The sequence below is a fragment of the Sporichthya brevicatena genome (assembly GCF_039525035.1).
GTDB lineage: Bacteria > Actinomycetota > Actinomycetes > Sporichthyales > Sporichthyaceae > Sporichthya > Sporichthya brevicatena.
This window is the reverse complement of record NZ_BAAAHE010000010.1, coordinates 38,223-52,360: the sequence shown is the minus strand read 5'-3', so window position 1 is coordinate 52,360 and position 14,138 is coordinate 38,223. Positions and strand designations below refer to the sequence as shown.

10 protein-coding genes and 1 tRNA gene are annotated in these 14,138 nt (G+C 67.9%); all 11 read right to left on the bottom strand.

Translation table 11 applies throughout. From position 1 onward, the window contains the following. Nucleotides 1-54 precede the first annotated feature (54 nt). Entirely contained in the window at nt 55-3,927 is a 3,873-nt protein-coding gene (locus ABD401_RS07060) for a DNA-directed RNA polymerase subunit beta' (RefSeq protein ID WP_344603040.1), read from the bottom strand. 80 nt (nt 3,928-4,007) lie between these two features. Further along, complete coding sequence (gene rpoB, locus ABD401_RS07055; protein WP_344603038.1) at nt 4,008-7,484, bottom strand: DNA-directed RNA polymerase subunit beta; 3,477 nt, start codon at nt 7,482-7,484, stop codon at nt 4,008-4,010. Nucleotides 7,485-7,789: 305 nt separating this feature from the next. Next, nucleotides 7,790-8,752 (bottom strand): ABC transporter ATP-binding protein, encoded by a 963-nt coding sequence (locus ABD401_RS07050; RefSeq protein ID WP_344603036.1) that lies wholly within the window; start codon nt 8,750-8,752, stop codon nt 7,790-7,792. 115 nt (nt 8,753-8,867) lie between these two features. Further along, the gene (rplL, locus tag ABD401_RS07045; RefSeq protein ID WP_344603034.1) at nt 8,868-9,257 is read right to left on the bottom strand and encodes a 50S ribosomal protein L7/L12; all 390 of its coding nucleotides are present in this window, start codon (nt 9,255-9,257) and stop codon (nt 8,868-8,870) included. A gap of 45 nt (nt 9,258-9,302) precedes the next feature. Next, entirely contained in the window at nt 9,303-9,956 is a 654-nt protein-coding gene (gene rplJ / locus ABD401_RS07040; protein ID WP_344603032.1) for a 50S ribosomal protein L10, read from the bottom strand. Between the two features lie 345 nt (nt 9,957-10,301). Then, the gene (locus tag ABD401_RS07035; protein ID WP_344603030.1) at nt 10,302-11,378 is read right to left on the bottom strand and encodes an SCO4651 family lipoprotein; all 1,077 of its coding nucleotides are present in this window, start codon (nt 11,376-11,378) and stop codon (nt 10,302-10,304) included. A 143-nt stretch (nt 11,379-11,521) separates the two neighbouring features. Continuing rightward, complete coding sequence (rplA, locus tag ABD401_RS07030; RefSeq protein ID WP_344603028.1) at nt 11,522-12,244, bottom strand: 50S ribosomal protein L1; 723 nt, start codon at nt 12,242-12,244, stop codon at nt 11,522-11,524. Between the two features lie 109 nt (nt 12,245-12,353). Further along, on the bottom strand, nt 12,354-12,785 hold the full coding sequence (gene rplK / locus ABD401_RS07025) for a 50S ribosomal protein L11 (RefSeq protein ID WP_344603026.1): 432 nt from the start codon (nt 12,783-12,785) through the stop codon (nt 12,354-12,356). Between the two features lie 83 nt (nt 12,786-12,868). Then, entirely contained in the window at nt 12,869-13,699 is an 831-nt protein-coding gene (gene nusG / locus ABD401_RS07020; protein WP_425566081.1) for a transcription termination/antitermination protein NusG, read from the bottom strand. Nucleotides 13,700-13,729: 30 nt separating this feature from the next. Further along, nucleotides 13,730-13,984, bottom strand: coding sequence for a preprotein translocase subunit SecE (gene secE, locus ABD401_RS07015; protein WP_019875514.1), 255 nt, complete (start codon nt 13,982-13,984; stop codon nt 13,730-13,732). A gap of 81 nt (nt 13,985-14,065) precedes the next feature. Continuing rightward, nucleotides 14,066-14,138, bottom strand: a tRNA-Trp gene (locus tag ABD401_RS07010).

Genomic DNA, 14,138 nt, shown 5'->3' with positions numbered 1-14,138 from the left:
ACCGGCCGTTCTCACTTCTGCGATCTGTGCGCTGCGCCCGCCGGGCGCCGCAGATCAGTTGCCGTAGCCGCCGAAGTCGTAGTCCTCGAGGCGAACGGCGTCGCCGGAGCCGGTTCCGAAGGTGGCGTACTCCGGCTCCTCGTACCCGGCCATCGAGTACATCGCAGCCTTCGCCTCCTCGGTCGGCTCCACCCGGATGTTGCGGTAACGCGGCATGCCGGTACCGGCCGGGATGAGCTTGCCGATGATGACGTTCTCCTTGAGGCCCAGCAGCGGGTCGCTCTTGGCGTGGATCGCCGCGTCGGTGAGGACGCGGGTCGTCTCCTGGAACGACGCCGCCGACAGCCACGACTCGGTGGCGAGCGAGGCCTTGGTGATACCCATCAGCACCGGGCGACCGGAGGCGGGGGTGCCGCCCTCGGCGACGACGCGACGGTTCTCCTCCTCGAAGCGCGAACGCTCGACGAGCTCACCGGGAAGCAGTTCCGCGTCGCCGGACTCGATGACCGTCACGCGGCGCAGCATCTGCCGCACGATGATCTCGATGTGCTTGTCGTGGATCGACACGCCCTGCGAGCGGTAGACCTCCTGCACCTCCTCGACCAGGTGCTCCTGGACGGCCCGCTGGCCGAGGATGCGGAGCACCTCGTGCGGGTTGGCGGCGCCCATGACGAGCTTCTGGCCGACGTCGACGTGGTCGCCCTCCTCCACCAGGAGGCGGGACCGCTTCGAGACCGGGTACGCCCGCTCCTCGCTGCCGTCGTCGGGGACGACGACGACCTTGCGGGCCTTGTCGGAGTCCTCGATGCGGACGCGACCGGCGACCTCCGAGAGCGGAGCCAGACCCTTGGGCTGACGCGCCTCGAAGAGCTCGACGACACGCGGCAGACCGTGGGTGATGTCCTCACCCGCGACACCACCGGTGTGGAAGGTACGCATCGTCAGCTGGGTACCGGGCTCACCGATCGACTGGGCGGCGATGATGCCGACCGCCTCACCGATGTCGACGAGCTTGCCGGCAGCCAGCGACCGGCCGTAGCACATCGCGCAGGTGCCGACCTTGGACTGGCAGGTCAGGACTGAACGCACGCGCACGGTGTCGACCCCGGCCGCGATCAGGTCGTCGAGCAGGATGTTGGTGACGTCCGTGCCCGCCGGCACGGTGACGCCACCGTTGCCGGTGACCTCCTCGGCCAGGTTGCGCGAGACCACGTTCGTGTCGACGTGGTCGAGCTTGCGGAGCACACCGTCAGCACCCGGCGCCGCGATCTTGCAGAGCAGACCGCGCTCGGTGCCGCAGTCCTCCTCGCGGATGATGACGTCCTGCGAGACGTCGACCAGACGCCGCGTCAGGTAGCCGGAGTCCGCGGTCCGCAGAGCGGTGTCGGCCAGACCCTTACGGGCACCGTGCGTGGAGATGAAGAACTCCAGCACGGACAGGCCCTCGCGGAAGTTCGACTTGATCGGCCGCGGGATGATCTCGCCCTTCGGGTTGGCGACGAGACCACGCATACCGGCGATCTGCCGGACCTGCATCATGTTTCCGCGGGCGCCCGAGTCGATCATCATCGCGATCGGGTTGGTGCGGGAGAAGTTCTTCTCCATCGCGGACGCGACGACGTTGGTCGCCTGCGTCCAGACCTCGATGAGCTCCTGACGACGCTCGTCGTCGGTGATCAGACCCTTCTCGAACTGCTTCTGGATCTTCTCCGCGCGCGACTCGTAGTCCTCGAGGATCTGCTGCTTGTCCGGCGGGGTGATGACGTCGCCGATGGAGACGGTCACACCGGAGCGGGTCGCCCAGTGGAAGCCGGCTGCCTTGAGCGCGTCCAGCGTCGCCGCGACCTGAACCTTCGGGTACCGCTCGGCCAGGTCGTTGATGATGATCGACAGCTGCTTCTTGCCGACCTCGGCGTCGACGAACGGGTAGTCCGCCGGGAGAGCCTCGTTGAACAGGGCGCGGCCGAGCGAGGTCTCCAGGACCACCGGCTCGCCGGGCTGCCAGCCCTCGGGGGCCGTCCAGCCGCGCGGCGGGACGATGCCCTTGAGGCGCAGCTTGATCTTCGCCTGCAGCGCCAGCTCGCCGGTGTCGTAGGCCATGATCGCCTCGGCCACCGAGCCGAACACCCGGCCGTGACCGGGCAGCTCGCCACGGTCACCGGTCAGGAAGAACAGACCGATGATCATGTCCTGCGTCGGCATGGTGACCGGCTTGCCGTCGGACGGCTTGAGGATGTTGTTCGAGGACAGCATCAGGATGCGGGCCTCGGCCTGCGCCTCCGCGGACAGCGGCAGGTGCACGGCCATCTGGTCACCGTCGAAGTCGGCGTTGAAGGCCGAGCAGACGAGCGGGTGGATCTGGATGGCCTTGCCCTCGATCAGCTGCGGCTCGAAGGCCTGGATGCCGAGGCGGTGCAGCGTCGGCGCACGGTTCAGGAGAACCGGGTGCTCGGCGATGACCTCTTCGAGGACGTCCCACACCACGGGGCGGGCACGCTCGACCATGCGCTTGGCGCTCTTGATGTTCTGCGCGTGGTTGAGGTCGACGAGACGCTTCATGACGAACGGCTTGAACAGCTCGAGCGCCATGGCCTTCGGCAGACCGCACTGGTGCAGCTTGAGCTGCGGGCCGACGACGATGACCGAACGGCCGGAGTAGTCGACGCGCTTGCCGAGCAGGTTCTGCCGGAAGCGACCCTGCTTGCCCTTGAGCATGTCGGAGAGCGACTTCAGCGGACGGTTGCCCGGACCGGTGACCGGACGACCGCGGCGGCCGTTGTCGAACAGCGCGTCGACGGCCTCCTGAAGCATGCGCTTCTCGTTGTTGACGATGATCTCCGGCGCCCCGAGGTCGAGCAGACGCTTGAGGCGGTTGTTCCGGTTGATCACGCGGCGGTACAGGTCGTTCAGGTCCGAGGTGGCGAAGCGGCCACCGTCGAGCTGGACCATCGGACGCAGGTCCGGCGGGATGACCGGGATGCAGTCCAGGACCATGCCCATCGGCGAGTTCCGGGTCGACAGGAACGCCGAGACGACCTTGAGGCGCTTGAGCGCACGGGTCTTCTTCTGGCCCTTGCCGGTGCGGATGATCTCGCGGAGCTTCTCGGCCTCGGCCTCGAGGTCGAAGGACTCCAGACGCTTCTGGATCGCCGCCGCGCCCATGCCGCCGTCGAAGTACATCGCGAAGCGGTCCCGCATCTCGCGGTAGAGCATCTCGTCGCCCTCGAGGTCCTGGACCTTGAGGTTCTTGAAGCGGTTCCAGACGTCGTCCAGGCGGTCGATCTCGCGCTGGGCGCGGTCCCGGATCTGCTTGAGCTCGCGCTCCGCGCCTTCCTTGACCTTGCGCTTGGCGTCGGACTTGGCGCCCTGCTCCTCGAGCTCGGCCAGGTCGGCCTCGAGCTTGGCGGCGCGGGCCTCCAGGTCGGAGTCGCGGCGCTGCTCGATCTGACCCCGCTCGACCGAGATCTGCGCCTCGAGCGAGGTGAGGTCGCGGTGCCGCGCCTCCTCGTCGACCCACGTGATCATGTAGGCCGCGAAGTAGATGACCTTCTCCAGGTCCTTCGGCGCCAGGTCGAGCAGGTAGCCGAGCCGGCTCGGGACACCCTTGAAGTACCAGATGTGGGTGACCGGAGCGGCCAGCTCGATGTGGCCCATCCGCTCACGACGCACCTTGGCGCGGGTGACCTCGACGCCACAGCGCTCGCAGATGATGCCCTTGAAGCGGACGCGCTTGTACTTGCCGCAGTAGCACTCCCAGTCCCGGGTCGGACCGAAGATCTTCTCGCAGAAGAGCCCGTCCTTCTCCGGCTTGAGCGTGCGGTAGTTGATGGTCTCGGGCTTCTTGACCTCGCCGTGCGACCACTGGCGGATGTCGTCCGCGGTCGCCAGGCCGATGCGGAGCTCGTCGAAGAAGTTGACGTCGAGCACGTTGTCCCCAGTTCTCGAACTAAAGAGTGATCAGGTCGGCGGTGGGGGCGGGGGCACCGGAGCGGTGACCCCGCCGACCGCTAGACCTCCTCGACGCTGGACGGCTCACGCCGTGACAGGTCGATCCCGAGTTCCTCTGCCGCACGGAACACGTCCTCGTCGGTCTCCCGCATCTCGATGGACATGCCGTCGGAAGAGAGCACCTCGACGTTCAGGCACAGCGACTGCATTTCCTTGATGAGGACCTTGAAGGACTCCGGAATGCCGGGCTCCGGGATGTTCTCGCCCTTGACGATGGCCTCGTAGACCTTCACGCGGCCGAGGACGTCGTCGGACTTGATCGTCAGGAGCTCCTGCAGGGCGTAGGAGGCGCCGTAGGCCTCGAGGGCCCACACCTCCATCTCGCCGAACCGCTGGCCACCGAACTGCGCCTTACCACCCAGCGGCTGCTGCGTGATCATCGAGTACGGGCCGGTCGACCGGGCGTGGATCTTGTCGTCGACCAGGTGGAGCAGCTTCAGGATGTAGATGTAGCCGACCGAGATCGGGCTCTTGAACGGCTCGCCGGAGCGGCCGTCGAAGAGCTGCGCCTTGCCGTCCTCCCCGATCAGCCGCACGCCGTCGCGGGTCTTGAGCGTCGACCCGAGGAGACCGGTGATCTCCTCCTCGCGCGCGCCGTCGAAGACGGGGGTGGCCACGTTGGTGCCGGGCTCGCCCACGTCCGCACCGATGCCGCGCAGACGGTCCTTCCACTCCTCGTCGTCACCCTCGACCTGCCAGCCGGTCTTGGCCACCCACCCGAGGTGGGTCTCCAGGATCTGGCCGATGTTCATGCGCGAGGGCACACCGAGCGGGTTGAGCACGATGTCGACCGGGGTGCCGTCCGAGAGGAACGGCATGTCCTCGACGGGCAGGATCTTGGCGATGACGCCCTTGTTGCCGTGGCGGCCGGCGAGCTTGTCACCGTCGGTGATCTTGCGCTTCTGCGCGACGTAGACGCGGACCAGCTGGTTCACGCCCGGGGGCAGCTCGTCCCCCTCCTCGCGGTCGAAGACGCGGACGCCGATGACCTTGCCGGACTCACCGTGCGGCACCTTCAGCGAGGTGTCGCGGACCTCGCGCGCCTTCTCACCGAAGATCGCGCGGAGCAGGCGCTCCTCGGGGGTCAGCTCGGTCTCACCCTTGGGCGTGACCTTGCCGACGAGGATGTCGCCGGTCGTGACCTCGGCGCCGATGCGGATGATGCCGCGGTCGTCGAGGTCCGCGAGGACCTCCTCGGAGACGTTCGGGATGTCCCGGGTGATCTCCTCGGGGCCGAGCTTGGTGTCGCGGGCGTCGACCTCGTGCTCCTCGATGTGGATCGAGGAGAGGACGTCGTCCTGCACCAGACGCTGGGACAGGATGATCGCGTCCTCGTAGTTGTGGCCCTCCCACGGCATGAAGGCGACCAGCAGGTTCTTGCCGAGCGCCATCTCGCCGTTCTGGGTGCACGGACCGTCGGCGATGACCTCGCCGGCCACGATGCGGTCGCCCTCGTGAACGATCGGCTTCTGGTTGATGCAGGTGCCCTGGTTCGAGCGGCGGAACTTGGCCAGGCGGTAGGTCGTGTAGGTGCCCTCGTCCTCCATCACCTGGATGTAGTCCGCGGAGACCTCCTGCACGACGCCGGCCTTGGTGGCCACGACGACGTCGCCGGCGTCCTTGGCCGCGCGGTACTCCTGGCCGGTGCCGACGAGCGGCGCCTCGGCGCGGAGCAGCGGGACCGACTGACGCTGCATGTTCGAGCCCATCAGGGCGCGGTTCGCGTCGTCGTGCTCGAGGAACGGGATCATCGCCGTCGCGACCGACACCATCTGGCGCGGCGAGACGTCCATGTAGTCGACCTCGGCGGCCGGGATGAACTCGACCTCGCCACCCTTACGACGGACCAGGACGCGAGCCTCCGCGAACGTGTTGTCCGGGTTCAGCGGCGCGTTGGCCTGCGCGATGACGTGCAGGTCCTCCTCGTCGGCGGTCAGGTAGTCGATGTCGTCCGTGACCTGGCCGTTGACGACCTTGCGGTACGGCGTCTCGACGAAACCGAACGGGTTGATCCGCCCGTAGGTCGCGAGCGAGCCGATCAGACCGATGTTCGGGCCTTCCGGCGTCTCGATCGGGCACATGCGGCCGTAGTGCGACGGGTGGACGTCACGGACCTCGAAGCCCGCGCGCTCCCGGGACAGACCACCGGGACCCAGCGCCGACAGGCGGCGCTTGTGGGTCAGACCCGCGAGCGGGTTGGTCTGGTCCATGAACTGCGACAGCTGGCTGGTGCCGAAGAACTCCTTGATGGAGGCGACGACCGGCCGGATGTTGATCAGGGTCTGCGGCGTGATCGCCTCGACGTCCTGGGTGGTCATGCGCTCACGCACGACGCGCTCCATCCGGGCCAGGCCCGTACGGACCTGGTTCTGGATGAGCTCGCCGACGGTGCGCAGACGCCGGTTGCCGAAGTGGTCGATGTCGTCGACCTCGACGCGGGCGTTGCCGCGGGCGCTCGGCATCTCCGTCTCGCCGGCGTGCAGCGCAACCAGGTACTTGATGGTCGCGACGATGTCCTGCTCGGTGAGCACGCCGTTCGCCAGCGGCTGGTTCAGCGCCAGCTTCTTGTTGACCTTGTAGCGGCCGACCTTCGCGAGGTCGTAGCGCTTCGGGTTGAAGTAGAGGTTGTCCAGCAGGGTCTGGGCCGCCTCACGCGTCGGGGGCTCGCCCGGACGCAGCTTGCGGTAGATGTCGAGCAGCGCCTCGTCCTGGGTGGACGTGTGGTCCTTCTCCAGGGTGGCCATCATCGACTCGTACTGCCCGAACTCCTCGCGGATGCGGGCGTCGTCCCAGCCGAGGGCCTTGAGCAGCACGGTGACCGACTGCTTGCGCTTGCGGTCGATGCGCACGCCGACCGCGTCCCGCTTGTCGATCTCGAGCTCGAGCCAGGCACCCCGGGAGGGGATGACCTTGGCCGAGAAGATGTCCTTGTCGGACGTCTTGTCGATCGCCTTGTCGAAGTAGACGCCCGGGGAGCGGACGAGCTGCGAGACGACGACACGCTCGGTGCCGTTGATGATGAAGGTGCCCTTGTCCGTCATCAGGGGGAAGTCACCCATGAAGACGGTCTGGCTCTTGATCTCGCCGGTCTCGTTGTTCGTGAACTCGGCGGTGACGAAGAGCGGGGCGGAGTAGGTGAAGTCCCGCTCCTTGCACTCGTCGATCGAGTTCTTGGGCGGCTCGAACCGGTGGTCCCGGAACGTGAGCGACATGGAGCCGGAGAAGTCCTCGATCGGGGAGATCTCCTCGAAGATCTCCTCGAGGCCCGACTGGGTCGGGACGTCGTCGCGGCCGGCCGCGACAGCCGCGTCGACGCGCGCCTGCCAACGGTCGTTGCCCAGCAGCCAGTCGAACGAGTCGACCTGCAGGGCGAGGAGGTTCGGGACTTCCAGGGGCTCGCGAATCTTCGCGAAGCTGATGCGCCGAGGGGCGTTGGTGGCCGAGGGGGTGAGCGAGGCGGTGCGCGAGGCGGCCAAGAGTGGTCCTTCCGATGGCTCGCGGTCGGTTCAGCGCATGCACAACCACCTGTGTCAAGAACACAGGTGATCACGGCAGACAGCGCAAGGGGGCAGTTTAGCCTCAAGGCAAACCGCTGTCCAGAGCCGCAGGTCAAGCCTGCGGGCCCCTCGCGCGAGCGCGAGAACTCGCGAACGCACCGAAAGGATGAGGGCGCAGCGCGCCCCAGTCAAGAGATCAGGCCAACAGTGTGGACGCGTCGCGGCCGGGCAGTTGGACGGATTCGGACAATACCGGACGTGATCACCGGACGCGTCCTTGCAGGTCAGAGCGCTGCGGCGGGATCGGCCCCGACGTCGGACCCGCCGAAGGACCCCGCCGGCGGGACGATCCCGTTCTCCGCGCACCACTGCCCGGGTGGCCGCTGCCGGGACCGCGGAACGCCGTCGCTCGGCATCATCTGGAGCGGGATCGGGGGCAGCGGAGGGAGTTCGGTATCACGTTCGGCGGCCAGTTCGTCGGCGTCCTTCTCCTCCGACATGCCGATCGGACCCACCCGCTGAGCGTTCAGGAACTGCCGGACGACCGACTCCTCGGAGGACAGCAGCATCTCCCGCGGACCGAACATCGCCAGGTGGCGGTGGTAGAGCAGGCCGATGTTGTCCGGGACGGTCCGGGCGGTGTTGATGTCGTGGGTGACGATGAGGATCGTCGCGCCGATCCGCTGGTTCAGGTCGACGATGAGCTGGTTGAGGAACGCCGTGCGGACCGGGTCGAGGCCGGAGTCCGGCTCGTCGAACAGAATGATCTTCGGGTCCAGCACCAACGCCCGGGCCAGGCCGGCACGCTTGCGCATGCCGCCGGACAGCTCCCCCGGCAGCTTGTCCTCGGCCCCCACCAGTCCGACCAGGTCCATCTTCTCCCGCACGACGGCGCGGATCTCGGACTCGGACTTGCGGGTGTGCTCCCGCAGCGGGAACGCGACGTTGTCGTAGAGGTTCATCGAGCCGAACAGCGCGCCGTCCTGGAACAGCACCCCGAAGAGCTTGCGGACCTCGTAGAGGTCGCGCTCCTTGAGCCGGCAGATGTCCTGGCCCTCGATCACGATCGAGCCGGCGTCCGGCCGCAGCAGCCCGACCAGGGTCTTGAGCAGCACCGACTTACCGGTCCCGGACGGGCCGAGCAGGACGGAGATCTCCCCCGCCGGCAGCGTGAGCGTCACGTCACGCCAGATCACCTGCCGCCCGAAGCTCTTGGTGAGCCCCCGGATGTCGATCTCGACGCCCATGCCGGGGAGTGTAGGGCCCGGCGAGCGCCGGCCCGGGAACGCCGACGGGCGGCCGCCGAGATCGGCGACCGCCCGCGCGGTGGAACTGGTGGTGCGGGAGAACTACGTGCGGAAACTACTTCAGCGAGATGGTGGCGCCGGCGCCCTCGAGGGCAGCCTTGGCCTTCTCCGCGGTCTCCTTGTTGACCTTCTCCAGGACCTTGGAGGGGGTGCCGTCGACGAGGTCCTTGGCCTCCTTGAGACCGAGGTTCGTGAGCGCGCGCACCTCCTTGATGACCTGGATCTTCTTGTCGCCGGCGGACTCGAGGACGACGTCGAACTCGTCCTGCTCCTCCGCGGCAGCGTCGCCGCCGCCGCCACCGGCCGGCGCCGCGGCGGCCACGGCCACCGGAGCGGCGGCGGTGACGCCGAAGGTCTCCTCGAACTGCTTCACGAACTCGGAGAGCTCGATCAGCGTCATCTCCTTGAACGCGTCGAGCAGTTCGTCGGTGCTGAGCTTCGCCATGATCGGCGGTCCTTCCATTCGGTCGAACGTGGGTCTGAAGGGGGTTTAGCTCTCGGCGGATGCCTCGGGCTCGGGGGTCTCTGCGACGGGGTCTTCCGTCGCGACCGGGCTCTCGGCAACGGCCTCGGCCGACGCCTCGACAGCGGGTTCTTCGGTGGCCGGGGCGGCGGCGGCAGGGCCACCGGTCGCCTCGACCTGCGCACGCAGGGCCTCGACGGTCCGCGCGGTCTTCGACAGCGGCGCCTGGAACAGGGCCGCGGCCTGGGACAGCGAGGCGGTCATGGCCCCGGCGAGCTTGGCGAGCAGGACCTCGCGGGACTCCAGGTCCGCGAGCTTGGTGACGTCCGCGGCGGACAGCGGCTTGCCGTCCAGGACGCCGCCCTTGATCACGAGGAGCGGGTTCGCCTTGGCGAAGTCCCGCAGCCCCTTCGCGACCTCGACCGCGTCGCCGGAGACGAACGCGATCGCGGACGGACCGGCGAGGAGGGACTCGAACGCCTCGACCCCGGCCTCCTTGGCCGCGATCTTCGTCAAGGTGTTCTTGACGACGTGGTACTCGGCGTTGCCGGAGAGGCTGCGCCGCAGAGCCTTGAGCTGTGCCACGGTGAGACCGCGGTACTCGGTCAGCACCGCCGCGTTGGAGTTGCGGAACGCGTCCGTCAGCTCCGCCACCGCGGATGCCTTGTCGGGCCGGGCCATGGCCCTCCTTCCTTCGGGAGCGACCGCAGGTCCGTTCCGGGTCCGGACACACGAAACGCCCCGGCGCAGGCCGGGGCGCGGAAGTCCCACGGGCAGAAGGACGAACCCCCTTACCCATCCAGGTGGAATCACCTGGCGTCACCTGCGCGGGCCGCCCGGAGTACGGGGCCTTCGGTCACCGAAATGACAACCTGCGGTCTTTGGCTGCCGCCAGCGTACGGACCGAACGGGCCGCGGGTCAAAACGACCCCGCGGCCCCGGTCCTGCTCAGCGTGCGAGAAGCGTGTTGTGAGCGTGCGTCGAGCGTGCGACGAGCGGGTGATCAGTGCGTTCGTGGGTGTGTGATCAGCTGGCGCGGCCGCCGCCGGAGCTCATCTGTTCCATCTGCTCGCGGAGCCGCTCGGCGAACTGCTCGGACAGGTCCGAGGAGAAGTTCTCGCCCAGCGAGCGCTCCAGCTGCTCCGAGATCTGCTTGTCGAAGTCCTCCCCGAACTGCTTCGCGAGGTCCCCGCCGAAGGCGTCCTCCAGCTTGCCGCCGAGCGCGTCGGACAGCAGGGCCCCGACGTCGAACTTCTTCGCGTCCGCCGGGACGTCGACCTTCACGTCCGAGCCGAAGTCGGTGAACTTCATCGTCATCTTGAACTCGCCGGCCATCGGCAGCGTCACTGCGAGCTTGCGGGCGCGGTAGTCGCCGTCGACCCAGGCGTCCACGGTGACGGGCTCGGACAGGCCCATCGAGTCCTTGATGCTCTTCTCGAGCTGCTCCTCCAGCTGGCGGCTGAGCTCGTTCGAGTGCGTCGAGGACTTCTTCTCGGTCACCGTGCCGGTGCCCTCGGGGTTGATCTTCGCCCGGTAGTGCGTGGTCTTGACGCCGTCGATCGTCTCGGTGCCGACCTTGCTGACGTCCTGGGTGTCGAGCATCTTCTGCAGTTGCTCCACCGGGTTCGCCATCGTCGGGTCGATCCCGGCGATGTCGGCGCCCTCGGACTTCGCGTCGTCCAGCGGCAGGGAGAGCCAGCCGCCGTCCGTGCCGAGGCCCGGGATCAGACCACCCTTGGTGATCTTCAGGTACATCACGTCGTCGACCAGGCGGAACTCGGTGCCGGCCGGGACCGAGATGCCCATCATCTTCATCGAGTCGAAGACCATCCGCGCGGCGGGCCGGTCGCCGCCGCGGTACGCGCCGGAGCCCTTCACCGAGACCCCGGAACCGGTGACCTCGAAGGTGTAGGCGGCGCTGTCCTTGGCCGCGGCGTCCGCGACCTTCTGGATCGCGGCCACCGGCGTCATCGACTCGAGCTCGGCAGCGGCTCGGTCGGTGGCGCTGTCCGAGCCGTTGCAGCCGGCCAGGCCGGCGAAGGCGAGGACGGCCGCCGTGGACACGGCGGCGGCGCGGAAGCGGTGGGTACGGCGCGCACTCACGTTTCGGTCATCTCCCAGGTCGGACGCAGGCCCAGTCTGCCTGCCTCTCCTGAGACGACAAGGCCCGGTGCGGCGTTCCGCACCGGGCCAAATCGTGATCGTGCTTCGGAATCCAGGGAGCAAAGTCCCTGGTCAACCGCAGGTCAGACGGTCTCCTCGACCGTCTCCTCCGTGAGGTTGCGGACCTTGTTCGGGTCCACCGGGATGGCCGGACCCATCGTGGTGGAGAAGACGGCCTTGCGCAGGTAGCGGCCCTTGGCGGCGGACGGCTTGAGCCGGAGCACCTCGTCCAGGGCGGCGGCGTAGTTCTCGACCAGCGCAATGTCGGAGAACGAGGTCTTGCCGATGATGAAGTGCAGGTTCGCGTGCTTGTCGACGCGGAACTCGATCTTGCCGCCCTTGATGTCGTTGACGGCCTTGGCGACGTCCATCGTGACCGTGCCGGTCTTCGGGTTCGGCATCAGGCCACGCGGGCCGAGCACGCGACCGAGGCGGCCGACCTTGCCCATCAGGTCCGGGGTGGCGACGACGGCGTCGAAGTCCAGCCAGCCCTTGCTGATCTGCTCGATCATGTCGTCCGAGCCGACGTAGTCGGCGCCGGCGGCGGTGGCCTCGGCGGCCTTGTCACCGTTGGCGAGGACCAGGACGCGGGCGGTCTTGCCGGTGCCGTGCGGCAGGTTCACGGTGCCGCGGACCATCTGGTCGGCCTTGCGGGGGTCGACCCCGAGGCGGAACGCGACCTCGACGGTCGAGTCGAACTTGGTGGTGGAGGTCTCCTTCGCCAGCCGCGCGGCGTCCAGCGGGGCGTAGAGCTTGTCCTTGTCCACCTTCGGGGCGGCGTTGTTGTAGGCCTTGCTGCGCTTCATGACTTCTCCTGGGAAAAAGGCGTGGTACCGACGGGCTGCAGCGGCCCTCCCACGTGGATCGGTGTGCTGCGGTGGTGCTGGTCCGTACGGGCTGGCGCCCGGGTCCTGCTCAGGCCTCGACGGTGATGCCCATGGAACGGGCGGTGCCGGCGATGATCTTCTCCGCGGCGTCGAGGTCGTTCGCGTTCAGGTCGGGCATCTTCGCCTCGGCGATGCTGCGGACCTGGTCACGGGTGAGCTTGGCGACCTTGGTCTTGTGCGGCTCGCCGGAGCCCTTCTCGATCCCGGCGGCCTTGAGGATCAGGCGCGCAGCCGGCGGGGTCTTGGTGATGAAGGTGAACGAACGGTCCTCGTAGACCGAGATCTCGACGGGAACGATGTCGCCCCGCTGGTTCTCCGTGGCCGCGTTGTAGGCCTTGCAGAACTCCATGATGTTCACGCCGTGCTGACCCAGCGCAGGGCCGACCGGCGGCGCCGGCGTCGCAGCTCCGGCCTTGATCTGGAGCTTGATGATCGCCGAGAGCTTCTTCTTGGGAGGCATCTGTTCTTCTTCTTCGCTTCCGAGTTCCGCCCGGGCCTGTACCCGGAGGTCGTTGGGGGCGTGGGGGGCGAAGCCCCCCACTGTCAGTTCTTCTGGATCTGGCTGAAGGACAGTTCGACCGGGGTCTCCCGGCCGAAGATCTCCACCAGACCCTTGACCTTCTGGGCCTCGGCGTTGATCTCGTGAATCGTGGCCTGCAGGGTGGCGAACGGACCGTCGATGACGGTGACCGAGTCGCCGATGTCGAAGTCGAGCACCTGGATCTTGGCGGCGGCGGCGCCCTTCGTGCCCGTGGCCTTCGCCGGCTCCGGGGCCAGGATCTTCATGACCTCGTCGAGGGTGAGCGGCGACGGCTCGTGCGTGTGGCCCACGAAGCCGGTGACGCCCGGGGTGTGCCGGACGGCGGACCAGGACTCGTCGGTGAGGTCCATCCGGACCAGCACGTACCCGGGGAACTTGTTCCGCCGGACGTTCTTGCGCTGGCCGTTCTTGATCTCGACGACCTCTTCCTGCGGCACCTCGATCTGGAAGATGTAGTCCTCCATGTTGAGGCTGGCCGTGCGGTTCTCGAGGTTCGCCTTCACGCGGTTCTCGTAGCCGGCGTAGGAGTGCACGACGTACCAGTCACCGGGGGCGGCGTAGAGCGCGCGGCGGAACTCCTCGACCGGGTCGAGGTCCTCCTCGTCCTCCTTGGGACCCTCGGCGGGCGCCTCGGCGCTCTCGAAGGTCACCTCGGGGGCCGCGGTGTCGCCGCCGGTGTCGCCGTCGGTGTCGGTGTCGGCCGTCTCGGGAGCGGCCGACTCCTCGACCGCCTCAGCTCCCTCGACGTCGGCCGAGACGTCGGCGGCGTCCTCCGCGACGGAGGCGTCGTCGAAGCTGTGGGGCGAGTCGGACACAGGAGAGCCTTTCGAGATGTCAGCGGTGGAGCAGGTCGGGCAGGGGGCCTACCCGAAGATCTTGAGCACTGCCTTGCTGAAGCCCAGGTCCAGCACGGAGACGTACGCGATCATGATCGTGACGAACACCATGACCACCGCGGTGTAGGTGATCAGCTCCTTGCGCGTCGGCCAGATGACCTTGCGCAGCTCCGCGACGACCTGGCGGTAGTAGAGGCCGGTGCGGGCCGGCAGGCGCTTGAGCCCCCCACGGCCACCGTCGGATGCCGGGCGCTCAGGCGTTGCCTCAGCGGTCTCCGTCACTCGTCCTCACCTGGATCCTCAACCCGGCCCCCGCGGTGCGGAGGTTTTCCGACGCCCCGTGCGGGGCGCCGGTTCGTTGCGCAGGGCCGGAGGGACTCGAACCCCCAACCGCCGGTTTTGGAGACCGGAACTCTACCAATTGAGCTACGACCCT

What these genes read in the sequence shown, in the direction of transcription:
- rplL (WP_344603034.1), bottom strand. Translation starts at nt 9,257, where the DNA reads ATGGCGAAGCTCAGCACCGACGAACTGCTCGACGCGTTCAAGGAGATG.
- rplA (WP_344603028.1), bottom strand. Translation starts at nt 12,244, where the DNA reads ATGAAGCGCAGCAAGGCCTACAACAACGCCGCCCCGAAGGTGGACAAG.
- ABD401_RS07050 (WP_344603036.1), bottom strand. Translation starts at nt 8,752, where the DNA reads ATGGGCGTCGAGATCGACATCCGGGGGCTCACCAAGAGCTTCGGGCGG.
- rplK (WP_344603026.1), bottom strand. Translation starts at nt 12,785, where the DNA reads ATGCCTCCCAAGAAGAAGCTCTCGGCGATCATCAAGCTCCAGATCAAG.
- rplJ (WP_344603032.1), bottom strand. Translation starts at nt 9,956, where the DNA reads ATGGCCCGGCCCGACAAGGCATCCGCGGTGGCGGAGCTGACGGACGCG.